The following is a 24,991-nucleotide window of genomic DNA, read 5'->3' on the forward strand; positions in this document are numbered from 1 at the left end:
GTTCAAACATGACTGACAACGCTCGACACTCGCAGCAACCCTTGGCGGACGCCCCGGTTCGCCTGACGCCACGTGAACAGCAAGTGCTGTTGTGGTGTGCTTATGGCAAAAGCTCGTGGGAGATCGGCCAGATCCTTGAATGCAAGGAGTCGACGGTGAACTTTCACGTGTCCAACATCCTGCGCAAATTTGAAGTGCCTACCCGCGTGGCCGCTGTGATCAAGGCCATTCGCTACGGCATGCTGGCCGAGCAGTAAGGGGGTAGAGCATGAGCAATGATCCTCGGCTACCGCGCTTTGCCGATTGCCATGATCCGTTCTGGCCGCGGGTGGATTTCGGCAGTTTGCGTGAGCACCTGCAACTGCCGCGATCTGTCAGTGACGCTGCTTTGGAAGTGGCTGCGCGCTGCGCTGCTATCGAGGCCGCACGCGAATTCGCCCGCTGGCGTTCAGTACTGCGAGAGCGGGGCTACAAGCGCCTCGAGGATGTGGCCGGGCATGATCATGGGCGTGCCTTGCGGGTGTGCTACATCCGTTTTGTCGAAGCGGCGGTCATGTATAGCCTGGGGTCAAGCGCGTGCCTGCCTGTTCCGCTCGGAGTGCAAGTCCATGCCTGAACGACCTGTTCTAGACAACCTGGCTTCGACCTTGGTGGCGCTCCTGGGAGGGGATGGCGATGTGTTGTTCGCCGCATTGCTGGGGGCATTGCTGGTGAGTGCGGCACGCGACCGATTGATCACCAATCAGACCAGGCGCCTGACAATGGCCAAGAAACTCCTGCTGGTATTCGTGACCGTGGGCGTGGGCCATTTGTTCGAGCCACTGGTTTCGTCATTGGTGCCTTTGCTGACCCGGGGCATGGCGGCGTTCGTGGCCGCTGTGGTGGTGATCCCCATTAGCCTCAAGGTCATGGTATGGCTGGATACACTCGACCCACGCGAACTCATCCAGCGCTGGCGCCGTCGGGGTTAGCCATTGGCTGCGCCGCTGAGCTCACTCAATTGCTGTTCCAACTGCTGGATGCGCTGTTTGTCCTTGATGAACAGCAGGATGGCCTGGCGATCGCTGTGCGAGAGCGTGCGCAAACGTTCGAGCATGTCGCACTCCCAACCCGCATTACCTGGGCCGGTGGCGTTGTGCTCGGTTTGGCCGAGCAACAGCCAGTCCAGTGAGCATGCATGCTTTTTGGCAATTTCTATGCAAAGTGAGTAAGGAATGCTTTCGCGAACCTTCCAACTGCTCAGCGTTTGCGGGCTGACAGACAGTGCACGTGACAGCTCGGCATCAGTGTTTGCGCCCGTGAGAAGCTTAAGGCGCGTGAGCACCTCAGCAAGTATGTGAGTACTCATAACAAATATCCATGACTGGTTTAATGATATTCCATGGGCTTAAACTACTCGTTATGAATACAGCCCTGCGTTTTAAGGAGCACTTCTGCAATGAGAACCATCAAATTGAAGAATACACCCACAGTTGCAGCCAATACTGACACACAGACTAGCCTGGGCAATGCTAGCAGGTACTTGCCGTGAGTACTTACAAGCTGGTTTGCCCGCATTGCCACAGCCGGATGCGCATACGTACTAGCGAAGGGCGCCATATTTTCCTGCGGATCGCTTATTTGCAATGCACCACCGAGGCGTGTGGCTGGTCAGTACGCGCCGAATTCGAAATGACCCATGAACTTTCCCCCAGCGGCATGCCCAACCCGGAAGTGTACTTGCCTTCGGCCCATGGTGATTTGCGCAAGGCCGCCTTGCCGGGTGCAGGCCAGGGCAGCCCGAGTGAGTGAGGCACCATTGGGCGCAGGTAACAAAACGTGCAGATAAAAAAACACCCCGCCTAGGCGGGGTGTTTTCTGTTACGGGGGCTGCCAGGGTGATCAACCGATCAGTTGCAGGCCCGCTTGTTGAACCAGTTCCAGCAGTGGCTGCGGGTACACACCCAGTACGAAAGCGAGAATGGCGATAGCCAGCAGCATGACACCGCCGGTGCGCTGTTCCCACTTCAGCGGGGCGTCGTGACGACGCAGGTTTGGCTCGACCAGGTACAGCGTAACCATGACGCGCAGGTAGTAGTACACGCCGATGGCGCTACCGATCACCAGCGCACCGACCAACCACCACAGGTGCGATTCGACGCCGGTAGCGATGATGTAGAACTTGCCGATGAAGCCGGCGGTCAGCGGGATACCCGCCAGCGACAGCATCATCACGGTCAGTACCGCTGTCAGGTACGGGCGGCGCCAGAACAGGCCGCGGTACTCGTACAGTGCATCGGCGTCACGGCCGCCGTATGGCGAGGACATCAGGGTGATGACGCCGAAGGCGCCCAGGCTGGTGATCACGTAGGTGACCAGGTAAACGCCCATGGCTTCCAGGGCCAGGCCCTTGCTGGCGACCAACGCGATGACCAGGTAACCGAAGTGGGCGATGGACGAGTAACCCAGCAGGCGCTTGAGGTTGCTCTGGGTCAGCGCCAGCAGGTTGCCAATCAGTATCGAGGCTACGGCAATCACCGCCAGTACGGTACTGAGCACGCCGCTGCTGGCAGCAGGGGAGAGCATGAACAGGCGTACGACAACGGCGAATACTGCCACCTTGCTGGCGGTTGCCAGGAACGCGGCGACCGGCGCCGGAGCGCCTTCGTACACGTCCGGGGTCCACAGATGGAACGGTACCAGCGACAGCTTGAAGGCCAGGCCCACCAGCATCATGCCCAGGCCCAACTGGGCCACCAGGCTTGGCATGCTGGTGGTCGCCAGGGCTTTGCCGATCTGGTCGAAGCTCAGGCTGCCGGCGTCGGCGTACAGCAGGGCCATGCCGAACAGCAGGAAAGCCGAGCCTGCGGCCGACAGCACCATGTACTTGATGCCGGCTTCCAGCGATCGCTTGTTGAAGAAGGCATACGCCACCAGGCCGTAGACCGGTACCGACAGCAGCTCCAGGCCGATGAACAGGCCGGCCAGGTGGTTGGCGCTGACCAGCACCAGGCCACCGAGGGCCGACATCAGCAGCAACAGGTACAGTTCTTCACGGTTGCCCGGGAAACCCTTGGAGCCCTCGCCGAGGTAGGCGTGGGCGAGGGTGACGCAGGCCAGCGTCGCGATGAGGATGATCGCCATGTACAGGCAGGCGAACTTGTCGATGGTGATCAGCGAGGTGACCGCCAGCGGCGCGACCTTCAGCGCCGGCAGAAGCGACAGCAGGGCCAGGTTCAGGCCCACGGTGGACAGCAGGAAGGTCTGCGAGTGGTTGCGCTTCCAGGCGATCGCCAGCATCACCACCACCGTGGTGATGGTGGTGATCAGCATCGGCGCCAATGCGATGAAGTGTTGAGTGGTGAATTCCATAGCGCTCTTACCGGGCCGAAGCGAGTTGAGTGAAAGCGGATCCGAGCCACTGCTGCACACCACTCATGGTGGCGGCAGAGGTGTCGAGGAACGGCTGCGGATACACGCCCAGCAGGATCAGCAATACCGCCAGACCCAGAACCATGATCAGTTCGCGTCCGTCCATGCCGGCCAGCACGGTGTCGGCCTTGGCCGGGCCGAAGTAGGCGCGGTGGATCATGATCAGCGAGTACACCGAACCGAACACCAGGCCGGTGGTGGCAATCACGGTAATCCACGGTACATGCGCGAAGCTGCCGATCAGGATCAGGAATTCGCCGACGAAGTTGCCGGTGCCTGGCAGGCCCAGCGATGCCGCTGCGAAGAACAGGCTGATGGCCGGCAGGTAGGCGATGCGGTGCCACAGGCCACCCATCTGACGCATGTCACGGGTGTGCAGGCGCTCGTACAGCTGGCCTGACAGGATGAACAGCGCCGCAGCCGACAGGCCGTGGGCCAGCATCTGGATCACCGCACCTTGCAGGGCCTGCTGGCTGCCGGAGTAGATACCGATCAGCACGAAGCCCATGTGCGAGACGCTGGAGAAGGCGATCAGGCGCTTGATGTCGGTTTGTGCGAAGGCCAGGAAGGCACCGTAGAAGATACCGATCAGGCCCAGGGTCATGGCGATCGGCGCGAACTCGGCCGAGGCGTTCGGGAACAGCGGCAGGGCGAAGCGCAGCAAGCCGTAGGCCGCGGTCTTCAGCAAGATACCCGCCAGGTCGACCGAGCCAGCAGTTGGTGCCTGGGCGTGAGCGTCAGGCAGCCAGGAGTGGAACGGCACCACCGGCAGCTTCACCGCGAAGGCGATGAAGAAGCCCAGCATCAGCACGTACTCGATACCGGCTGGCAACTCGGCCTTGAGCAGGTCGCTGTAGTTGAAGGTGAGCACGCCAGTGGTGTTGTAGTTGACCAGCACCAGGCCCAGGATCGCCACCAGCATGATCAGGCCGCTGGCCTGGGTGAAGATGAAGAACTTGGTCGCCGCGTAGATCCGGGTCTTCTTGCCGTCTGCCGAGCTGTGACCCCAGAGCGCGATGAGGAAGTACATCGGCACCAGCATCATTTCCCAGAAGAAGAAGAACAGGAACAGGTCCAGGGCCAGGAACACACCGACCACGCCGCCGAGGATCCACATCAGGTTGAGGTGGAAGAAGCCGACGTGGCGCTGGATCTCTTTCCAGGAACACAGTACCGACAGCACACCGAGCAGGCCGGTGAGCAGGATCATCAGCAGCGACAGGCCGTCAAGGGCCAGATGGATGCTGATGCCGAAGCGCTGGATCCACTGGACTTTGTATTCCAGGGCCCAGGCCGGTTCGGCGCCCGGGGCAGGGGCAAGGGTGTAGTCGCCGGTACCCCACAGCCACAGGCCGATGCCAAGCAGCAGGGACATGGTAAGCAGCGCGATCCAGCGCGGCAGGGTGGCGCCGAAGCGCTCACCCAGCCAGCACAGGAAGCCGCCGATGAAGGGGATCAGGATCAGCCAAGGCAAAATCATGACGGGTTGGTTTCCTTTGGCAAAGTCGCAAGATTCATAGTCATACCGCAGCCACTACCACGGCACCGAGCACCAGCACGGCACCCACGGCGATAGAGGCGGTGTACCAGCGCAGTTGGCCAGTCTCGGTCTTGCTCATGGCAACGTGGCCACCACGCGCCATCCGAGGAATCAGGCCGATGGTGCGGTCAACCGGGTCCTTGCGCAGGATGTGGCTGATTAGCAGGTACGGTTTGACGAAAAGCTTGTCGTAGATCCAGTCGAAGCCCCAGGCAGCGAACCACCAGGCCGACAGGATGCGACCGATGCCACTGTTGGCGACGGCGCTGACGAAGCGGCGCTTGCCCAGGAACAGCAGGGCGGCCAGCAGGATACCGGCGATGGCGATGGCACCCGAGGTGATCTCCAGCGCGTGCTTGGCTTCGCCACCGGCATGGCCGGCGCTTTCTGGCAGCACACCGGCCAGCGGCGGGGTGATCCAGGCGCCGACGAAGGTCGACAGCACGATCAGCACGCCCAGCGGCAGCCAGTGGCTGATGCCGTGGCCCGCGTGGGCTTCGGTCTTGGCTTCGCCGTGGAAGGCGATGAAGATCAGGCGGAAGGTGTACAGCGAGGTCATGAACGCGCCTGCTAGGCCGGCATACAGCAGGCCGGTGTTGCCGCTGGCGAAGGCTTCCCAGAGGATCTCGTCCTTGGAGTAGAAGCCTACGGTCACGATCGGCAGGGCCGCCAGTGCCGCGCCACCGACCACGAAGCTGGCGTAGGCCAGCGGCAGTTTCTTCCACAGGCCGCCCATCTTGAAGATGTTCTGCTCGTGGTGGCAGGCAACGATCACCGCACCGGAGGCAAGGAACAGCAGGGCCTTGAAGAAGGCGTGGGTCATCAGGTGGAAGATCGCCGCGTCCCAGGCACCCACGCCCAGGGCCAGGAACATGTAGCCGATCTGGCTCATGGTCGAGTAGGCGAGGATACGCTTGATGTCGGTCTGTACCAGCGCCGCGAAGCCTGCCAGTACCAGGGTCACGCCACCGACCACGCCTACCAGGTGCAGAATGTCCGGCGCCAGCAGGAACAGGCCGTTGGTACGGGCGATGAGGTACACGCCCGCGGTCACCATGGTTGCGGCGTGGATCAGTGCCGAAACCGGAGTCGGGCCCGCCATTGCATCGGCCAGCCAGGTCTGCAGTGGCAGCTGTGCCGATTTACCGACCGCACCCCCCAGCAGCATCAGCGTAGCCAGCACCATCCAGGTGTCGCCAGCCTGGAACTTCTGCGGTGCCAGCACCAGCAGTTCCTGCACGTTCAGGGTACCCAGCTGGGCAAACAGGATGAACAGGCCGATGGCCATGAACACGTCGCCGATACGGGTGACGATGAATGCCTTGAGTGCCGCGTTACCGTTGTTGCGGTTGCTGTAGTAGAAACCGATCAACAGGTACGAGCACAGGCCCACGCCTTCCCAGCCGAAGTAGATGAACAGCAGGTTATCGCCAAGGATCAGGAACAGCATGCTGGCGATGAACAGGTTGGTGTACGAGAAGAAGCGCGAGTAGCCGGCTTCGCCACGCATGTACCAGGATGCGAACAGGTGGATCAGGAAGCCGACACCGGTGACCACACCGAGCATGGTGACCGACAGGCCATCCAGGTACAGGGTGAAGTTCGGCGCGAAGCCGTCCACCGACATCCACTGCCACAGCAGCTGGCTGTACGCACCGCCCTCGGGCGGAGCGACATTGAACTGCCAGATGACGTAAGCGGCCGTGGCGGCCGACAGGCCTACCGAGCCGACGCCGATCAGGGCGGACAGGTTCTCCGAGAACCGTCCGCGCGAGAACGACAGCAGCAGGAAGCCGATGAGGGGAAAGACGAAAGTCAGGAAGAGAAGGTTCATCCGCGCATCTCACTGGCAGCATCGATGTCGAGAGTGTGGAAGCGGCGATACAGCTGCAGCAGGATGGCCAGGCCAATGCTGGCCTCGGCGGCTGCCAGGCTGATCACCAAAATGAACATCACCTGGCCGTCGGGCTGGACCCAACGGGCACCGGCGACGACGAACGCCAGGGCAGAGGCGTTCATCATGACTTCCAGGCTCATGAGCACGAAGAGGATGTTGCGGCGGACCATCAGGCCAACCAGACCTAAGCAGAACAGGATGCCGGCGACCGCCAGACCATGCTCGAGAGGGATAGCACCCATGATTTACTCCTTCGCCTCGTTGCGGCCCAGGTGGAAGGCGGTGACGGCTGCAGCCAGCAGCAGCATCGACGCCAGTTCGACCACCAGCAGGTACGGGCCGAACAGGCTGATGCCCACGGCTTTCGGGCCCACGGTGGTACCACTGATGCCGGCGCCGCTCGGGGCGACGAACAGGACGTACAGCAGCTCCGCCAGCAGCAAGGTGCCGAGCATCACCGGCCCGGCCCAGATGCCGGGCTTGAGCCAGCCCCTTTCCTGGGCGACCGAAGCCGGCCCGAGGTTGAGCATCATCACCACGAACACGAACAGCACCATGATGGCGCCGGCGTAGGCGATCACTTCCAGGGCGCCGGCAAACGGCGCACCCAGGGCGAAGAAGATCATGGCCACGGAAATCAGCGAAATGATCAGGTAAAGCAAGGCGTGCACGGGGTTGGTGCCGGTTACCACCCGAAGGGTGGAGACCACGGCAATCCCGGATGCGAAGTAGAAAGCGAATTCCATCTTTCTGTCCTTATGGGAGCAAGCTCTTCACGTTGATCGGCTCGGCTTCGTTCTGTGCAGAGCCCTTCGGCTTGCCAGCGATTGCCATACCCGCAACACGGTAGAAGTTGTAGTCAGGGTTCTTGCCGGGGCCGGAGATCAGCAGATCTTCTTTCTCGTACACCAGGTCCTGACGCTTGAACTCGGCCATTTCGAAATCCGGAGTCAGCTGGATCGCGGTGGTCGGGCACGCTTCTTCGCACAGGCCGCAGAAAATGCAACGCGAGAAGTTGATGCGGAAGAACTCCGGGTACCAGCGGCCGTCCTCTGTCTCGGCCTTCTGCAGCGAGATGCAGCCAACCGGGCAAGCCACCGCGCAGAGGTTGCACGCTACGCAGCGCTCCTCGCCATCGGGGTCGCGGGTGAGGACGATGCGGCCGCGGTAGCGCGGCGGCAGGTACACGGGTTCTTCGGGGTACTGCAGGGTGTCGCGCTTGCGGAACCCGTGGGAGAACACCATTGCCAGGCTGCGCAGCTGGGTGCCGGTGCCCTTAACGATGTCGCCGATATACTTGAACATGGGTCAAATCCTCACTGGGCCGCGACGGCTGGCGTGTTGTAGAGCACGATCGCAGCGGTCACCAGCAAATTGATCAGGGTCAGCGGCAGGCAGAACTTCCAGCTGAAGTCCATCACCTGGTCATAGCGTGGGCGCGGGATCGAGGCGCGCAGCAGGATGAACAGCATGATGAAGAACGCGGTCTTCAGGGCGAACCACAGGAACGACAGTTGCGGCAGGATGCCGAACGGGCCGTACCAGCCGCCGAAGAACAGGGTTACCAGCAGCGCCGAGATGAGGATGATGCCGATGTACTCACCGACGAAGAACATGCCCCACTTCATGCCGGCATATTCGATGTGGTAGCCGTCGGCCAGTTCCTGTTCTGCTTCCGGCTGGTCGAACGGGTGACGGTGAGTCACGGCGACGCCAGCGATGAAGAAGGTGCAGAAGCCGAAGAACTGCGGAATGATGAACCACAGGTTCTGCGCCTGGTACTCAACGATGTCGCGCATGTTGAACGAGCCCACCTGCACCACCACGCCCATCAGCGCCAGGCCCAGGAACACTTCGTACGACACGGTCTGTGCCGAAGCACGCAAGCTGCCCAGCAGGGCGTACTTGTTGTTCGACGACCAGCCGGCGAACAGTACCGCGTAGACCGACAGACCGGCCATGGCGAAGAAGAACAGCAGGCCGATGTTCAGGTCGGCAACGCCCCAGGTCGGGGTGATCGGGATGACCACAAAGGCGATCAGCAGGGCGCTCATGGCCACTACCGGTGCCAGGGTGAAGATCACGCGGTCGACGAAGGGTGGGTTCCAGTCTTCCTTGAAGAACATCTTCAGCATGTCGGCAGCGATCTGGAACATGCCGAACGGGCCGACGCGGTTCGGACCGTAACGGTCCTGCCACCAGCCCAGCAGGCGGCGCTCGACGAAGCTGAGCAGCGCACCGCAGACCACCACGGCCAGCAGGACCACGATGGCCCGCAGCACGGTGAGGATCACATCGATCACTTCGGGGGTGAACCAGCTCATTGTGCTGCCTCCTGCAGACCTTCGACGGATGCACCGAAGATGGCAGGCGGAATGCCAGCCAGGCCTTTCGGCAGCGCGACCAGGCCAGCGCCCAGCTCTTCATTGATGCGCAGCGGCAGGCGCAGGGCCACACCGGCGACGTTCAGGCTCAGCAGGGCACCCTCGTTGACGCCCAGGCGGTCGGCTTCGGACTTGGCCAGGGCCACGTAGGCAGCCGGGATGCGTTCTTGAACCGGGGCGGCGCGCGAGGAGCTTTCTTCGCTGCCGAACAGGTGGAAGAACGGCACGGCAGTCCAGGTACCACGGGCCGGGTTGAAGGCCCCCGGAATGGCGTTGAACCAGTTCAGGCGGTCGCCTTGCGATTCGATCAGGCGCACGCCGGGGTCACCGGCACGCAGGTGGCCACCGACCTCATCCTGAAACTTGTTCCAGGCTTGCGGGGAGTTCCAGCCCGGCGACCAGGCGAACGGCACCTGCTGGCGCGGTTCGGCCGAGCCCGAGTAGCCTTCCATGGAGAAGGCGAACGCGGTGTCCTTGTCTTGCGGGGTGCGCGGCTCGTGCACGCTGATGTTGGCGCGCATGGCGGTACGGCCGGAGTAGCGCAGCGGCTCGCGAGCCAGCTTCATGCCCTTGATGCGGAACGCAGCGCTTGGCGCGGCGTTGACGATGCCGGCCAGTTGCGGCGCGGCTTCGGCGCAGGCGCTGGTGACGTGGTCCAGCTGGGTCCAGTCGACCGGCTTGTTCAGCAGGGTGGCACGCAGGGCGTGCATCCAGCGCCAGCCTTCGTGAATCTGGATGCTGCTGTCCAGGTATTGCGGGTCGAACACCTGGAAGAAGCGCTGGGCACGGCCTTCCTGGCTGACCAGGGTACCGTCACCCTCGGCAAACGAGGCGGCCGGCAGCACCAGGTGGGCGCGGTCGACGGTGGCGGTTTTGGAATGGTCGGCAACGATCACCACCTTGGCTGCAGCCAGGGCTGCATCGACTTTGGCGGCCGGTACGCGGGCGTACAGGTCGTTTTCCAGCACGACGATGGCGTCGGCTTTGCCGCTGATGACTGCGTCCAGGGCCGCATCGACCGACTCGCCACCGAGCATGGCCATGCCAAGGCTGTTGGCCTCAGGTACCACCAGGCTCAGCGAGCCGTTTTTCTCGCGCAGCTTCAGGGCCTTGGCGATGTTGGCAGCCGCTTCGATCAGCGCCGGATCGGCCAGCGAAGTACCGGAAACGACCAGTGGGCGCTTGGCGGCGACCAGGGCGTCGGCGATGCGCTGGGCCAGGGCCTTGGCTTCGTCGTCCAGGCCGGCGACGGCAGGGGCGCTCGGGTCGATGGCGTGGGCCACGGCGAAACCGATGCGGGCCAGGTCGGCCGGGGCAGCGTGTACGCACTCTTCGGCGACGTCGTCCAGCTTGGTTTCAGCCAGGGACGCGATGAACAGCGGGTACAGCGCGTGCTGGCCAATGTTCTTCACGGCAGCGTCGAGCCACGGCTGCACTTTCATGGCTTCGGCCATGGCCTCAGCCTTGCCTTTGGTGGCCTGGCGCACGGCCAGGGCAACGCGGGCAGCGGTCTGGGTCAGGTCTTCACCGAGCACGAAGACGGCGTCGTGGTCTTCGATGTCGCGCAGGGTCGGCACCGGCAGCGGGCTGTTGTTCAGCACGTTCAGGACCAGGCGTACGCGGGCCAGTTCGCCGGCTTCCATGCCCGAGTAGAAGTACTCGGCGCCGACAAGTTCACGCAGGCCGTAGTTGCTTTCGAGGCTGGCGCGTGGCGAGCCGATACCGACGATGGTACGGCCGCGCAGCAGGTCGGCGGCCTTGTCCAGGGCAGCGTCCAGGCCCAGCTTGGTGCCGTCGGCCAGCTGTGGCTGGCGCGGGCGGTCCTTGCGGTTGACGTAGCCATAGCCGAAGCGGCCGCGGTCGCACAGGAAGTACTGGTTGACCGAACCGTTGAAGCGGTTTTCGATGCGGCGCAGCTCGCCGTAGCGCTCACCCGGGCTGATGTTGCAGCCGCTGGAGCAGCCATGGCAGATGCTTGGGGCGAACTGCATGTCCCACTTGCGGTTGTAGCGCTCGGAGTGGGTCTTGTCAGTGAATACCCCGGTCGGGCAGACCTCGGTCAGGTTGCCGGAGAACTCGCTTTCCAGCACGCCGTCTTCGACGCGGCCGAAGTACACGTTGTCGTGGGCGCCGTATACGCCCAGGTCGGTACCACCGGCGTAGTCCTTGTAATAGCGCACGCAGCGGTAGCAGGCGATGCAGCGGTTCATCTCATGGGCGATGAACGGGCCTAGGTCCTGGTTCTGGTGGGTACGTTTGGTGAAACGGTAGCGGCGCTCGTTGTGGCCGGTCATTACCGTCATGTCCTGCAGGTGGCAGTGACCGCCTTCCTCGCACACCGGGCAGTCGTGCGGGTGGTTGGTCATCAGCCATTCGACGACGCTGGCGCGGAACGCCTTCGACTCTTCGTCGTCGATGGAGATCCAGGTGCCGTCGGAAGCAGGGGTCATGCAGGACATGACGATACGACCACGGGTGTCGTTCTCGTCGGTGTACTGCTTGACTGCGCATTGCCGGCAGGCGCCAACGCTACCAAGCGCCGGGTGCCAGCAGAAATAAGGGATGTCGAGGCCGAGCGACAGACATGCCTGTAACAGGTTGTCTGCACCGTTGACTTCGAGCGCTTTGCCGTCTACGTGGATAGTGGCCATTGTTCAAAGTTCTTCGTTGGCCCGCGTGAGCGGGCGTGGCTAATGGAAATCGGTGAGCTTGCGACACGCCTCGATTGCTCGGGCCTGCCGGCAAGCTGGCGAGTGGCACGGACCACCCGCCTAATCATCTTGTTATGCGCCGACCACGATCGGCTTCGCCAGGTCGGGGCGCAGGGTGGCAGCGCTTTCTGGCGCCACACCGGCCTCGAACTCCGAGCGGAAGTATTTGATGGCACTGCCCAGCGGCTCGACGGCACCCGGTGCGTGAGCACAGAAGGTACGGCCTGGGCCGAGGAAGTTGACCAGCCCCAGCAGCGTCTCGATGTCTTCGGCGCGGCCCTGGCCTTTTTCCAGTGCGCGCAGCATCTTCACGCTCCACGGCAGGCCGTCACGGCATGGGGTGCACCAGCCGCACGACTCGCGGGCGAAGAACTCTTCCATGTTGCGCAGCAGCGACACCATGTTGATGCTGTCGTCGACCGCCATGGCCAGGCCAGTACCCATACGGGTGCCGACCTTGGCAATGCCACCGGCGTACATTTGCGCATCGAGGTGCTCGGGCAGCAGGAAGCCGGTACCGGCGCCGCCTGGCTGCCAGCACTTGAGCTTGAAGCCATCGCGCATGCCACCGGCGTAGTCTTCGAACAGCTCGCGCGCGGTAACGCCGAATGGCAGTTCCCACAGGCCGGGGTTCTTTACCTTGCCGGAGAAGCCCATCAGCTTGGTGCCATGGTCTTCGCTGCCTTCGCGGGCCAGCGACTTGTACCAGTCGTTGCCGTTGGCGACGATGGCCGGGACGTTGCACAGGGTTTCGACGTTGTTCACGCAGGTCGGCTTGCCCCACACGCCAACGGCTGCAGGGAAGGGCGGCTTGGAGCGCGGGTTGGCGCGGCGGCCTTCCAGCGAGTTGATCAGCGCGGTTTCCTCACCGCAGATGTAGCGGCCGGCACCGGTGTGCACGAACAGCTCGAAATCGAAACCGCTGCCCAGGATATTCTTGCCCAGCAGGCCGGCGGCCTTGGCTTCGTCGATGGCGCGGTTGAGGTTCTTCGCTGCGGTGGTGTATTCGCCACGCAGGAAGATGTAGCCGCGGTAGGCCTTGAGGGCGCGGGCGCTGATCAGCATGCCCTCGACCAGCAGATGGGGCTGTTGCTCCATCAGCATGCGGTCCTTCCAGGTGTTCGGTTCCATTTCGTCCGCGTTGCACAGCAGGTAGCGGATGTTCATGGATTCGTCTTTGGGCATCAGGCCCCACTTCACGCCCGTGGGGAAGCCTGCACCGCCGCGGCCCTTGAGGCCGGAGTCCTTGACGCTTTGCACGATGTCGTCGGCGGACATCTGCGCCAGCGCCTTGCGGGCTGCGGCGTAGCCGTTTTTCGATTCGTACTCACCCAGCCAGACCGGCTCGCCGTCGTCACGCAGGCGCCAGGTCAGCGGGTGGGTTTCGGCCGAGCGCGCAATGCGGTTGGCCGGGCCGAAGGAAGTAATGGTCATACGTAACCCTCCAGCAGTTTGGAAACGCCAGCCGGCTGCACGTCACCGAAGGTGTCGTCGTCGATCATCAGCGCCGGGGCCTTGTCGCAGTTGCCCAGGCAGCACACGGGCAGCAGGGTGAAACGGCCGTCGGCGGTGGTCTGGCCGAGGCCGATGCCCAGCTCGCTCTGGATCTGGCTGACGACCGACTCATGGCCGCCGATGTAGCAGACCATGCTGTCGCACACGCGGATGATGTGGCGGCCGACCGGTTGGCGGAAGATCTGGCTGTAGAAGGTGGCGACACCCTCGACGTCGCTGGCCGGAATGCCCAGCACTTCGCCGATGGCGTGAATGGCGCCGTCCGGCACCCAGCCACGCGCCTTCTGGACGATCTTCAGGGCTTCGATGGACGCCGCGCGCGGGTCCTCGTAGTGATGCATTTCGTGCTCGATGGCCGAGCGCTCGGTTTCGCTCAGGGCGAAACGGTCTGTCTGGATAAGCGTGCTGTTCATGCTTAGCGGTCCACGTCAGCCATAACGAAGTCGATACTGCCCAGGTACGCAATGAGGTCGGCAACCATGCTGCCTTTGATCACCGAAGGGATCTGCTGCAGGTGCGGGTAGCTCGGGGTGCGGATCCGGGTGCGGTAGCTCATGGTGCCGCCATCGCTCGTCAGGTAGTAACTGTTGATGCCCTTGGTCGCTTCGATCATCTGGAGCGACTCGTTGGCCGGCATGACCGGGCCCCACGAAACTTGCAGGAAGTGCGTGATCAGGGTTTCGATGTGCTGCAGGGTGCGCTCTTTCGGCGGCGGCGTGGTCAGCGGGTGATCCGCCTTGTACGGGCCTTCCGGCATGTTGCGCAGACACTGGTCGATGATGCGGATACTCTGACGCATCTCCTCGACACGGACCATGCAGCGATCGTAGGCATCGCCGTTGTGGGCCAGCGGCACTTCGAACTCGAAGTTTTCGTAGCCGGAGTAAGGACGGGCCTTACGCAGGTCGAAGTTGCAACCGGTGGCACGCAAGCCGGCACCGGTGGTGCCCCATTCCAGCGCTTCCTTGGTGTTGTACGCGGCAACGCCGATGGTACGGCCCTTGAGGATGCTGTTTTGCAGGGCGGCCTTGGTGTATTCGTCGAGGCGCTTGGGCAGCCATTCGACGAAGTCCTTGACCAGCTTGTCCCAGCCGCGTGGCAGGTCGTGGGCGACGCCACCGATGCGGTACCAGGCCGGGTGCAGGCGGAAACCGGTGATCGCTTCGATCACGGTGTAGGCGCGCTGGCGGTCGGTGAAGGTGAAGAACACCGGGGTCATGGCGCCAACGTCCTGGATGTAGGTACCCAGGAACAGCAGGTGGCTGGTGATGCGGAAGAACTCGGCCAGCATGATGCGAATCACGTCGACCTTCTGCGGCACCTTGATGCCGGCCAGCTTTTCTACCGCGAGCACGTACGGCAGGTTGTTCATCACCCCGCCGAGGTAATCGATACGGTCGGTATAGGGGATGAAGCTGTGCCAGGACTGGCGCTCGGCCATTTTTTCGGCACCACGGTGGTGGTAGCCGATGTCCGGTACGCAGTCGACGATTTCTTCACCGTCCAGCTGCAGGACGATACGGAACGCACCGTGCGCCGAAGGGTGGTTGGGGCCGAGGTTGAGGAACATGTAGTCCTCGTTGGCGCCCTGACGCTTCATACCCCAGGCTTCCGGGTTGAAGCGTGCCGATTCCTCTTCAAGCTGCTGCTTGGCCAGGGTCAGGCTGTAAGGGTCGAACTCGGTCGCACGGGCAGGGTAGTCCTTGCGCAGCGGGTGACCTTCCCAGGTCGGCGGCATCATGATGCGGCTGAGGTGCGGGTGGCCGGCAAAGTCGATGCCGAACATGTCCCAGACTTCGCGCTCGTACCAGTTGGCGTTCGGCCAGATGCCCGTCACGGTTGGAAGGTTCAGGTCGCCTTCGCTGAGCGACACCTTGATCATCACGTCGCTGTTACGCTCGATCGACAGCAGGTGGTAGAACACGCTGAAATCGGCGGCTGGCAGGCCACGGCGCTGGGTGCGCAGGCGCTCGTCGACGCCATGCAGGTCGTACAGCATGCTGTAAGGCTTGGCGACGCCGCGCAGGAAGCTGAGCACCTCTTTGAGCTGGGCGCGTTTTACCCACAACACGGGCATGCCGGTGCGGGTTTCCTGGGCGACGAATGCTTCGGCGCCAAAACGGTTGTTCAGTTCGACGACCACATCCTGGTCGTCAGCCTTGTAGGGCGGAATGAAAATAGCGTTGTCCGCTGTCATGGTCTCGGTCGCTTTGGGTCAACGTTAAGAATGAAGCCAGGCCGCCGGCTCCTTCGGGAGCGGGCGGCAGGTCGCTGGATCAGACTTCGTCGGGGCTGCGCAGGTTGGTTACTGCAATGCGCTGCTCACGACGCAGGTCTTTCTGGGCTGGCATCTCGGCACGGTAAATACCTTGATCACCAACAACCCAGGAAAGCGGGCGTCGTTCTTGGCCGATCGACTCCTGCAGCAGCATCAAGCCTTGCAGGAAAGCCTCAGGGCGTGGCGGGCAGCCAGGCACATAGACGTCCACGGGGAGGAACTTGTCGACCCCCTGAACGACCGAGTAGATGTCGTACATGCCACCGGAGTTGGCGCACGAACCCATGGAAATGACCCATTTCGGCTCGAGCATCTGCTCGTACAGGCGCTGGATGATCGGCGCCATCTTCACGAAGCAGGTACCGGCAATGACCATGAAGTCGGCCTGCCGCGGCGAGGCCCGGATGACTTCGGCGCCGAAGCGGGCGATGTCGTGGGGTGCCGTGAAGGCCGTGGTCATTTCCACGTAGCAGCAGGACAGGCCGAAGTTGTACGGCCAGAGGGAGTTCTTGCGGCCCCAATTGACCGCGCCACGCAGCACATCTTCAAGTTTGCCCATGAAGATGTTCTTGTGGACCTGGTCCTCTAGCAGTTGATCGGTGACGGTTTCCCGTTCACCGACCGGGTACTGCTCGTTGGGCGCATCCGGATCGATTCTGGTGAGATTGTATTGCATGCCAAAGCCTCATTGTTTCAGCTTCGCTTGCCGCTTGCGGCGACCTTCGGGAGCCCAATCAAGTGCCCCGACGCGCCATAGGTAGACAAGACCTGCCAACAGAATTGCTATGAAAACGAGTGCTTCGACGAATCCGGTCCAGCCGCTTTCGCGGACGGACACAGACCATGCAAAGAGAAAGAGGGCTTCGATATCGAAGATCACGAACAGCATCGCGACCAGATAGAATTTGGCGGACAGGCGCAGGCGAGCGCTGCCGACGGGCAGCATGCCGGATTCGAAGGGTTCGTTCTTGGCGCGGCCCCAGGCCTTGCTACCGAGCAGGCTGGACAGGCCGAGCATGAAGGCGCACAGGCCGACGACACCCAGGAGGAAGATGGCAAAGCCCCAGTTGTGGGCGATGAGTCCTGCCGAATCGGACATGCTAGAAATCCTTATACAGAGACCCAGCTCTGCAGTCTGAAATAAGTGTAGAGCGGCGACTTGGCGTCGCACATGCAGTGACCAAATGTCGCAGCCGAATCAATCGCGCTGATTTTATGGGTAAACCTGGTGCAAGTAAAATTTCTGTAGCAAATTTATTCGTAGGATTAAGTACAAAAACCCTCGTAACTGGCTGAGAGCCTTGGAATTCGGGCATTACGCGCGGTTTTGTCAATTATGTTTCTTGCGATGGGTAACGAAGTGTAAGCTCTGTAATGATAATTAATAGCATTTGAGCTGCTGCCTTTGAATTTGGCTGTTCTGAGCCTTGTAAAGTTCATCTGGCGATTCCCCCTACTTGCAAATGCAAAAAACCCTTGTTCTAACAGCTCTCGGTCCTGCGCGCACCGCTCTGGGTCAATACTTTATCGGTTGAGCAATGACCGACTGATGAAGCGATGGCCCATTGGTCAGTGCATATAAATAGAGGGTCGCGGCGGCAACGGCGAAAAATGGTCAGGTGGCTGGGGCGAAGCATGGGCGGTCCTTGCTGCTGGGCTGCCACAAGCATAGACCTGATTGTGGAGATTGTTGGTGACGCCATTGGATTGGGTGGGCTGCCATGGGTAGGGCGAAAGGAATGCAGCGCCTTTGAGATCGAGCGCCGCCCGCGCGGCGCTCGATCTGCGCGGTACCGCAAAAACCAAGGCAGGCACCTTGCCGGGGCGCCGGACCGGTCGGAGAAGGGGGATCTGTGAATCACCGCAGAATTCCCGGCGCCGCTTTGCGGCCCTATCGCGACGCAAGGGCTTCCGCATGTTCGGCGCTGCCCTGTTGCTCGGGGAGGTTAGTGCACGCACAAACAAAGGCCCGGAGCTTTCGCAAGCCCCGGGCCCTTTGTTCAACAGCAACCCACTGTCAGTGGAACTGCTCTTCCTCGGTCGAGCCGGTCAGGGCAGTTACCGACGATGCGCCACCCTGGATCACGGTGGTCATGTCGTCGAAGTAGCCAGTGCCCACTTCCTGCTGGTGCGCCACGAAGGTGTAGCCCTTGCTGGCATCAGCGAATTCCTGCTCCTGCAGCTTCACGTAGGCGGTCATGTCGTTGCGGGCGTAGTCGTGCGCCAGGTTGAACATGCCGTGCCACATGTTGTGGATGCCGGCCAGGGTGATGAACTGATGCTTGTAACCCATGGCCGACAGTTCGCGCTGGAACTTGGCGATGGTGGCGTCGTCCAGGTTCTTTTTCCAGTTGAAGGAAGGCGAGCAGTTGTACGACAGGATCTGGTCCGGGTACTCCTTCTTGATTGCCTCGGCGAAGCGGCGGGCTTCGTCCAGGTCTGGCTTGGCAGTTTCGCACCAGATCAGGTCGGCGTACGGGGCGTAGGCCAGGCCGCGGGCAATGGCCTGGTCAAGGCCGGCGCGTACCTTGTAGAAGCCTTCACGGGTGCGCTCGCCAACCACGAACGGTTGATCGTATGGGTCGCAGTCGCTGGTCAGCAGGTCGGCGGCGTTGGCGTCGGTACGGGCCAGGATGATGGTCGGTACACCCGATACGTCAGCGGCCAGGCGAGCAGCCACCAGCTTCTGTACGGCTTCCTGGGTGGGTACCAGTACCTTGCCACCCATGTGGCCGCATTTTTTTACCGAGGCCAGCTGGTCTTCGAAGTGCACGCCGGCGGCGCCTGCTTCGATCATGTTCTTCATCAGCTCGTAGGCGTTCAGTACGCCGCCGAAACCGGCTTCGGCGTCGGCCACGATGGGCGCGAAGTAGTCGATGTAGCCTTCGTCGCCCGGGTTCTTGCCGGCTTTCCACTGGATTTGGTCAGCGCGGCGGAACGCGTTGTTGATGCGTTTGACCACGGTCGGTACCGAGTCGACCGGGTACAGCGACTGGTCAGGGTACATCGACTCGGCCGAGTTGTTGTCGGCGGCAACCTGCCAGCCGGACAGGTAGATGGCCTGGATGCCGGCCTTGACCTGTTGTACAGCCTGGCCGCCAGTCAGGGCGCCCATGCAGTTGACGAAATCTTTTTCGGGGCGGAAGGATGGGTGGGCACCTTCGGTGACCAGCTTCCACAGTTTTTCTGCGCCCTGACGAGCAAAGGTGTGCTCAGGTTGCACGGAGCCACGCAGGCGAACGACATCAGCGGCGGTGTAGGTACGGGTCACGCCTTTCCAGCGCGGGTTCTCGGCCCAGTCTTTCTCGAGGGCTGCAATTTGCTGTTCGCGTGTCAGTGCCATGGAAATAAACCTCGTCGCATCGATCTTGGGTTAATTGTGCTGATGCTCTGGGCAGATCAGGTGCCTGACGGCTGTCCTGTTCGCAGGTATGCGGCGGCGAACGCGAAGGCTCGAAGGGGAAGGGTGGGCAGTTCAGGCGAAGGTGTGCTCCGGCAGGTCGGCTCGTGGTTGCCTTGCTGCGGTGCGACGCGATTGCCAGTACTGCGATGATGCGCTTCCGTCCCTCGGGACAACTTCTTCGTTGCAGTCGCAATCCCGTCGAACCGCCTTGTGGGCCGTATAGACACGAGGCGCCTCCAGGGGTGGGAGGAGCACGCCTCGAAGGCCCTTGCCAGGGCCCCTGATTAGCGGGAGCGAGGCCATCATGCCCTTGGGAAAAAGACCCTGTCAAATGTTTTGTAGTGCTTTTTTGTCCTTACTACATCTTTGGTCTAATGCGACTTGGCAGTCAGTTTCAAGGCCTTTGGTCGAAGCCTTGAATTGCCTGGGATCAGTCAACAAGGTCGACTTTGACACGCACTGTCATGTTTTCACCCCGTTGGGTGCTGTACGTATGGCTTGACGCGCTGCGGTCGGCTTGGCTCTGCTGGTTGAACCCCGCCAGGGTGATCCATTCGCCGAGCTTGCCGGTGACTGTCGTGTCGGTACTTTGTACTTTCACTACATCTGCACGTTCATGGCTGATGCGGTCATTATTGCTGCTTATTTGCAGACGAACCGTTTCGCCGCTCAGGCTCGGGGTGACGTAGAAGCCTTGGGTCACGTTGCGGTATTCGGTGTTGCTCTGAATGCGCCCATAGCCGTCTGTGCTGGTGCTGGTAATAGGGATGCTCTGGCCCACCTGGATCAGTGCCGGTTGCCCTTCGCTGGCTTGTATCTGCTGCATGCCGCCGTCGCGGTTGCTGGTGCCGTAGTGAATGACGCGTGCGCTGCCGCGGTTGTCCTGGAAATTGCTGTCGTTGTTGTCGACGCTGATCAGCAGGCGCTTGGGCGCGGTATCGAGCTGTTGCAGCAGGGCGCGCAGGTCGTCGATGCGCTCAGGGCTGGCGTTGACGATCAGTTTGTTCTCGAAGGCGCTGACCGTGCCGTCCTTGCCGATGAATGCCTGCAGGGCGGGCAGCAGTTCGGCGCTGCTGCGATGCTGAAGTGGCACCACCTCGGTGGCGGCATGGGCGGTGAGGCTGGCGACCAGCAACAGGGAGGCGAAAAGGGGGCGTAGCGGCATGTCCATGATCTCCGCAGGGTGAACCAACATGATGGCAAATTTGCTGACTTCCTGCCGGATCTGGATCACGCCGGCACTGTCGCAGAGGGTCGTGTTATCCTGATTTATCTTGTAGGCTATAAATTATAGTAGGCAGGATAATTGAGGGTAATTGCATGTCTCCCGTTCGTCCGCTCCTACGCCGTAATCAGTTGGCCAGCGCGCTGGCTCAAGACTTGGCCGGCGAGTCGTTGGTCGATTACAGCTCGGGCATGTTCCTGGCCGCACCCCGGCGTACGGGCAAGAGCACCTTCCTCAACAACGACTTCATACCGGAATGCGTACAGCGCGGCTGGCTACCGGTTTACGTCGACCTGTGGTCGGACCGCGACGCCGCCCCCGCGCAGCTCATCAGTGGCGCCATCGGCACTGCGCTGGCCGGTTTCGAAGGTGCGCTGGCCAGGACTGCAAAAAAGGCCGGTATCGACAAGATCAACCTGCTGCGCACCCTGAGCTGGGATTTCACCCGCCCGCAACTGCCTGCAGGTACTACCCTGGCCCAGGCGCTTGCTGTGTTGCATCAAGTGTCAGGGCAGCTGGTAGTGCTGATCATCGACGAGGCTCAGCACGCCCTTAACAGCGAAGATGGCCTCAATGCGATGTTCGCGCTGAAAGCCGCGCGTGACCACCTTAACCGTGGCGACCGTCCGGACGGCTTGCGCCTGGTGTTCACGGGCTCCAGTCGTGACAAGCTGGCCAACCTGGTACTCAAGAGCAAGCAGCCATTCTTTGGTGCCAGCATCACGCCATTTCCGTTGCTGGGGCGTGAATATGTCGAATTCATCACCGCCTTGTGGAACCGTCGCCTGGCCGACAGTAACCAGTTCAAGGTGGAGGACCTGGCCTACGCGTTCGAATTGGTCGGCCGGCGCCCGGAAATGCTCAACAAACTGTTGGCCGAAGTTAGCGTCGGCCTGGGTGAGGCGGGCAATCTGGGTGAACTGCTGCGCAATGGGGCGCTGAATCATCAGGCCGGGGTGTGGAGTGACTACGAAAGCGCTTGGAACGAACTGACGCCGTTGCAGCAGGCAGTGCTGGAGGTCATGGCCGAGCGCACGCTGGGCCGGCAGCCGTTTTCCCCGTTTACCGAGCAAACCCTGGTTGAGGTCAGCCGCAAGCTGGAGCAGGCCCAGGCGGTAGCCAACGTCAACACGGCAAACGTACAGAAGGCCCTCGATGCCCTGCGCGACAAGGAGCTGGTATGGAAGGCCAATCGTGGCGAGTACGCGTTGGAGGATACTTCCATGGCCGAATGGCTCGCCCGCGACCAGGCAGTTGCCAGCCACAGGTGAACCTTTGAGGTGCCCCGTAAGTCGCACTCACAGGGAGCGCGCGGGGTGATTGCATGAACGGTGTCCTGATCTTGCTGTTATGGCTTTGCAGTCTTGGTGCACAGGCTGCAGCGGACACGCTGCGCATCAAGCAGCTGCAGCGTTGCGGCGACTTGTTCAGCGATAGCCAGCAGCGATGGTGCCTGCGTGCCGAAGGGCTCGGGGCAAACCTGCCAGCGGTATGGCTCGGCGATACGCGGCTGTCGGAAACCGATATCGAGCGACAAGGTGACCGGCTCACGCTGAGACTGGGCAGAGAAGCCCAGCGCAGCGCCCCGCTCTGGCTGGCCTATGGCGGCCGCGCCAGCAACCCGGTATGGCTGACCCGCCAACGCAGTCACGTGATCGCCGCAGGGCCCGATGAAGTGGCGAAGAACATGGACGGCCTGACCACCTATGTCGATCTGGTCAGCCTGTTGATCGAAGAAAAACACGACGGCCTCGACGAGGCCCGGCGCATCGCCGGTAAATACGGCGCCCAGGTTGTCGGTGCCATACCGCCGCTGAATGTATACCAGCTGCGCTTGCCGGTAGATGACCTGGTGCAGCGCGATGCGATGGTCCTGCGCATGGGCACTGAAGTCAGCGTGGATGCCGTGATTGTCGAAGAGTCCGGCCCCGAGCGCGGGGAGGAGGGCAATGGGCGCGGCACCCGGGCCCTCAATCAGGCGGACGAATGGGCCGCCAACCGCTTCATGGACGCGCTGTATTTCTACCAGCGCCGGATTGCCGCTTCTCGCTTGCCAGTAAAGCCCGTGCGGGTCGGGGTAATCGAGCGCGAAGTGGACTTTGACGCCCCAGGGTTCAGTCCTTATCAAGGGGGCTGCGAAAAAGGCCAGACATGCCTCTACGCGCGCGACGGTGATCGCCCGACAAGCCACGGCAGCCATGTCGCAGGCATTCTCGCTGCGCAGGGTGAGGGCTTTTTGCCAGGGCTGGGTAAGCACAGCCCTGGCTTCGAGGTGATGGTCGAGCGCAACTCGGATGCCGGTATCACCGCCAACATCGCGGCCTCGGTGAATCTGGTCGAAGATGGCGTGCGGGTGCTGAACTGGAGCTGGGGCATTCACCGGGTCGGGGCCCGCAATGTGAAGGGGGATGAGGTCGATTCGCTGGTGCGCTCCGGGTTGGCAATGAGTGGCTACGAGGAGTTACTTGAGGAGTTCTTCCTCTGGCTGCGCAAGGAGCACCCTGATGTGGTGGTGGTGAATTCGGCGGGCAATGGTGCGTCCTGGTCGGGGACCGATGAATATCGCCTGCCTTCGTCGTTCATCACCGAACAACTGCTGGTGGTGGGCGGGCATCAGCGCAGTGGCAAGGCTACGGCAGTTGAAGCCCACGATCATGTGCGCAAGCGTCACAGTTCCAATATCGACATGCGCGTGGATGTCAGTGCGGCTGCCTGCATACGCCCAGTGTCTGCCGAGGCTGCGCATTGCGGCACGTCGTACGCAACACCCTTGGTGACTGCCACTGTGGCGACGATGCTGTCGATCAACCCGTCACTTACCCCGGAACAGGTGCGCATGCTGTTGCGGCGCAGTGCCTTGACCCTGGGCGCCGAGCAGGATTTCGAAGCGATGGATGCCGAAGACCTCACGGCGCCGATCCTGCCCTCAGAGCGTGGTGGCCGCCTGAACGACCCGGACCTGGGGCGTTCGGCACGGCTGGACATGCAGCGTGCGCTGGACCTGGCCGTGCAGAGCCTGGACCGTGTGCGTTGAGCGGTGGCCGCTGTCAGACAAATTCCGTAACATCGCGCCCCTCGTTTTACTAACGTCCGTCAGGACTGCACCACAGGAAGCCCATGAAGCCCGCCCGACTACGCGCCGACCTGCTCGCCGGTCTCACCACCTCGTTCGCCTTGGTCCCCGAGTGCATCGCCTTTGCCCTGGTGGCCCACCTCAACCCGCTGATGGGCCTGTATGGCGCGTTCATCATCTGTACCCTGACGGCGCTGTTCGGCGGGCGGCCGGGGATGATTTCAGGCGCGGCCGGCTCGATGGCGGTGGTGATCGTCGCCCTGGTGGTGCAGCACGGCGTGCAGTACCTGTTGGCCACGGTGCTGCTGGGAGGGGTGGTCATGATCCTGTTCGGCCTGCTGCGTCTGGGCAAACTGGTGCGCCTGGTGCCATACCCGGTCATGCTCGGCTTCGTAAACGGCCTGGCCATCGTCATCGCCATGGCTCAGCTGGAGCATTTCAAGGACGGCGAACACTGGCTCAGCGGCACGCCGCTGTACCTGATGATCGGCCTGGTGGCGCTGACGATGGCGGTGGTGTATGTGGTGCCGAAGCTGACGCGCGCAGTGCCGCCGGCTCTGGTGGCGATCCTCGGTGTTGGCCTGTTGGTGTACGTGCTCGGGCTGCCTACCCGCACTTTGGGCGACATGGCGCACATCGCCGGTGGCCTGCCGGGGCTGGCACTGCCGGATGTGCCCTGGAATCTGGAAACCCTGAAGATCATCGCCCCCTACGCGGTGCTGATGGCCATGGTCGGCCTGCTGGAAACCCTGCTCACCCTCAACCTGACCGACGAAATCACCGAGAGCCGTGGCTTTCCGGACCGCGAGTGTGTGGCATTGGGCGCTGCGAACATGGTGTCGGGCCTGTGCGGCGGCATGGGCGGCTGCGCGATGATCGGGCAGACGGTGATCAACCTCAGCTCCAATGGCCGGGGCCGGTTGTCGGGGGTAGTGGCCGGGGTGATGATTCTGCTGTTCGTGCTGTTCCTGTCGCCGCTGATCGAGCGTATTCCCCTGGCGGCGCTGGTTGGGGTGATGTTCGTGGTGGCCCAGCAGACCTTTGCCTGGGCGTCGTTGCGGGTATTGCACAAGGTGCCGGTGAATGATGTGCTGGCGATCATTGCAGTGACCGTGGTCACGGTGCTCACCGACCTGGCCATGGCAGTGTTGTTCGGCATCATCATCGCGGCGCTCAACTTTGCCTGGCAGCATGCGCGGGAGCTGTACGCCGACATCCATGAGGACGCGGAGGGCGGTAAGCGCTATCAACTGCATGGCACGCTGTTCTTTGCCTCGACCACCTCGTTCCTCAACCAGTTCGACACGGCCGGGGACCCGGCCCAGGTCACGCTGGATTGCCAGCATTTGAGCTTTGTCGATTATTCGGCGGTTGCGGCGCTGAAAACCCTGCGCGAGCGCTATGCCAGGGCGGGCAAGCATTTGCGCGTGGTGCATTTGTCGGAGCGGTGCAAGAAGCTGCTGAAGCGGGCGGGTGAGCAGCACTGAAAACAGTTGGTGTCTGTGTCGGTTTCTTCGCGGGTAAACCCGCTCCTACGGGGGGGCGCATACCCCT

23 protein-coding genes and 1 pseudogene are annotated in these 24,991 nt (G+C 62.2%); 7 read left to right on the top strand and 17 right to left on the bottom strand.

Annotated features, from left to right (window positions below):
* Positions 1-8 precede the first annotated feature (8 nt).
* Genes LVS58_RS20410 through LVS58_RS20420 form a run of 3 tightly spaced genes read left to right on the top strand, consistent with a single transcriptional unit; the run spans position 9 to position 971 of the window.
* On the top strand, positions 9-257 hold the full coding sequence (locus LVS58_RS20410; RefSeq protein WP_003251454.1) for a helix-turn-helix domain-containing protein: 249 nt from the start codon (positions 9-11) through the stop codon (positions 255-257).
* A gap of 11 nt (positions 258-268) precedes the next feature.
* Positions 269-616 carry a head completion/stabilization protein gene (locus LVS58_RS20415; protein ID WP_233692564.1) on the top strand — a complete coding sequence of 116 codons (348 nt, stop codon included), beginning with the start codon at positions 269-271 and terminating at the stop codon, positions 614-616.
* Positions 609-971, top strand: a complete 363-nt coding sequence (locus LVS58_RS20420) for a hypothetical protein (RefSeq protein ID WP_233692565.1) — start codon at positions 609-611, stop codon at positions 969-971. The genes LVS58_RS20415 and LVS58_RS20420 overlap by 8 nt, the downstream gene beginning before the upstream one ends.
* On the opposite strand, the gene LVS58_RS20425 is transcribed toward LVS58_RS20420, so the two are convergent.
* Entirely contained in the window at positions 968-1,348 is a 381-nt protein-coding gene (locus LVS58_RS20425; protein ID WP_233692566.1) for a helix-turn-helix domain-containing protein, read from the bottom strand. The genes LVS58_RS20420 and LVS58_RS20425 overlap by 4 nt on opposite strands.
* Positions 1,349-1,527: 179 nt before the next feature.
* On the opposite strand from LVS58_RS20425, the gene LVS58_RS20430 reads away from it, so the two are divergent.
* Positions 1,528-1,791 (top strand): ogr/Delta-like zinc finger family protein, encoded by a 264-nt coding sequence (locus LVS58_RS20430; RefSeq protein WP_233692567.1) that lies wholly within the window; start codon positions 1,528-1,530, stop codon positions 1,789-1,791.
* A gap of 90 nt (positions 1,792-1,881) precedes the next feature.
* Here the strand turns inward: LVS58_RS20430 and nuoN are convergent, their stop codons facing one another.
* The 16 genes and pseudogenes from nuoN to LVS58_RS20505 form a co-directional block, all read right to left on the bottom strand.
* The gene (gene nuoN / locus LVS58_RS20435) at positions 1,882-3,351 is read right to left on the bottom strand and encodes an NADH-quinone oxidoreductase subunit NuoN (RefSeq protein WP_003251449.1); all 1,470 of its coding nucleotides are present in this window, start codon (positions 3,349-3,351) and stop codon (positions 1,882-1,884) included.
* A 7-nt stretch (positions 3,352-3,358) separates the two neighbouring features.
* Positions 3,359-4,891, bottom strand: a complete 1,533-nt coding sequence (gene nuoM, locus LVS58_RS20440) for an NADH-quinone oxidoreductase subunit M (RefSeq protein ID WP_233692568.1) — start codon at positions 4,889-4,891, stop codon at positions 3,359-3,361.
* A gap of 40 nt (positions 4,892-4,931) precedes the next feature.
* Entirely contained in the window at positions 4,932-6,785 is a 1,854-nt protein-coding gene (nuoL, locus tag LVS58_RS20445; RefSeq protein WP_233692569.1) for an NADH-quinone oxidoreductase subunit L, read from the bottom strand.
* Complete coding sequence (gene nuoK / locus LVS58_RS20450) at positions 6,782-7,090, bottom strand: NADH-quinone oxidoreductase subunit NuoK (protein WP_003251446.1); 309 nt, start codon at positions 7,088-7,090, stop codon at positions 6,782-6,784. The genes nuoL and nuoK overlap by 4 nt, the downstream gene beginning before the upstream one ends.
* 3 nt (positions 7,091-7,093) lie before the next feature.
* The gene (gene nuoJ / locus LVS58_RS20455) at positions 7,094-7,594 is read right to left on the bottom strand and encodes an NADH-quinone oxidoreductase subunit J (RefSeq protein ID WP_233692570.1); all 501 of its coding nucleotides are present in this window, start codon (positions 7,592-7,594) and stop codon (positions 7,094-7,096) included.
* 10 nt (positions 7,595-7,604) lie between these two features.
* Entirely contained in the window at positions 7,605-8,153 is a 549-nt protein-coding gene (gene nuoI, locus LVS58_RS20460) for an NADH-quinone oxidoreductase subunit NuoI (protein WP_003251442.1), read from the bottom strand.
* An 11-nt stretch (positions 8,154-8,164) separates the two neighbouring features.
* Positions 8,165-9,172, bottom strand: a complete 1,008-nt coding sequence (gene nuoH, locus LVS58_RS20465; RefSeq protein ID WP_233692571.1) for an NADH-quinone oxidoreductase subunit NuoH — start codon at positions 9,170-9,172, stop codon at positions 8,165-8,167.
* Positions 9,169-11,883 (bottom strand): NADH-quinone oxidoreductase subunit NuoG, encoded by a 2,715-nt coding sequence (gene nuoG, locus LVS58_RS20470; protein WP_233692572.1) that lies wholly within the window; start codon positions 11,881-11,883, stop codon positions 9,169-9,171. Before nuoG ends, nuoH begins: the two co-directional genes overlap by 4 nt.
* A gap of 132 nt (positions 11,884-12,015) precedes the next feature.
* Positions 12,016-13,377 (bottom strand): NADH-quinone oxidoreductase subunit NuoF, encoded by a 1,362-nt coding sequence (nuoF, locus tag LVS58_RS20475; protein WP_233692573.1) that lies wholly within the window; start codon positions 13,375-13,377, stop codon positions 12,016-12,018.
* Positions 13,374-13,871 carry an NADH-quinone oxidoreductase subunit NuoE gene (nuoE, locus tag LVS58_RS20480; RefSeq protein ID WP_233692574.1) on the bottom strand — a complete coding sequence of 166 codons (498 nt, stop codon included), beginning with the start codon at positions 13,869-13,871 and terminating at the stop codon, positions 13,374-13,376. Before nuoE ends, nuoF begins: the two co-directional genes overlap by 4 nt.
* Before the next feature lie 2 nt (positions 13,872-13,873).
* Positions 13,874-15,655 (bottom strand): NADH-quinone oxidoreductase subunit C/D, encoded by a 1,782-nt coding sequence (gene nuoC / locus LVS58_RS20485; protein ID WP_233692575.1) that lies wholly within the window; start codon positions 15,653-15,655, stop codon positions 13,874-13,876.
* A gap of 79 nt (positions 15,656-15,734) precedes the next feature.
* On the bottom strand, positions 15,735-16,412 hold the full coding sequence (locus LVS58_RS20490; protein ID WP_003251429.1) for a NuoB/complex I 20 kDa subunit family protein: 678 nt from the start codon (positions 16,410-16,412) through the stop codon (positions 15,735-15,737).
* A 9-nt stretch (positions 16,413-16,421) separates the two neighbouring features.
* Positions 16,422-16,835, bottom strand: coding sequence for an NADH-quinone oxidoreductase subunit A (locus LVS58_RS20495; RefSeq protein WP_003251427.1), 414 nt, complete (start codon positions 16,833-16,835; stop codon positions 16,422-16,424).
* A 382-nt stretch (positions 16,836-17,217) separates the two neighbouring features.
* Positions 17,218-17,304: pseudogene (locus tag LVS58_RS25140) on the bottom strand (lysoplasmalogenase); the annotation flags it as partial.
* A 449-nt stretch (positions 17,305-17,753) separates the two neighbouring features.
* Positions 17,754-19,079 (bottom strand): isocitrate lyase, encoded by a 1,326-nt coding sequence (gene aceA / locus LVS58_RS20500; protein ID WP_012051772.1) that lies wholly within the window; start codon positions 19,077-19,079, stop codon positions 17,754-17,756.
* A gap of 490 nt (positions 19,080-19,569) precedes the next feature.
* On the bottom strand, positions 19,570-20,334 hold the full coding sequence (locus LVS58_RS20505; RefSeq protein ID WP_233692576.1) for a secretin N-terminal domain-containing protein: 765 nt from the start codon (positions 20,332-20,334) through the stop codon (positions 19,570-19,572).
* A 125-nt stretch (positions 20,335-20,459) separates the two neighbouring features.
* On the opposite strand from LVS58_RS20505, the gene LVS58_RS20510 reads away from it, so the two are divergent.
* The 3 genes from LVS58_RS20510 (at position 20,460) to LVS58_RS20520 (ending at position 24,924) form a co-directional block, all read left to right on the top strand.
* Positions 20,460-21,635, top strand: coding sequence for a hypothetical protein (locus tag LVS58_RS20510; protein ID WP_233692577.1), 1,176 nt, complete (start codon positions 20,460-20,462; stop codon positions 21,633-21,635).
* Between the two features lie 53 nt (positions 21,636-21,688).
* Entirely contained in the window at positions 21,689-23,398 is a 1,710-nt protein-coding gene (locus LVS58_RS20515) for a S8/S53 family peptidase (RefSeq protein WP_233692578.1), read from the top strand.
* Between the two features lie 83 nt (positions 23,399-23,481).
* Positions 23,482-24,924: a SulP family inorganic anion transporter gene (locus tag LVS58_RS20520; protein ID WP_233692579.1), complete on the top strand. Its 1,443-nt coding sequence runs from the start codon at positions 23,482-23,484 to the stop codon at positions 24,922-24,924.
* The last annotated feature ends 67 nt before the right edge of the window (positions 24,925-24,991 follow it).

Source organism: Pseudomonas sp. JR33AA (assembly GCF_021378985.1).
Taxonomy (GTDB): Bacteria; Pseudomonadota; Gammaproteobacteria; order Pseudomonadales; family Pseudomonadaceae; genus Aquipseudomonas; species Aquipseudomonas alloputida.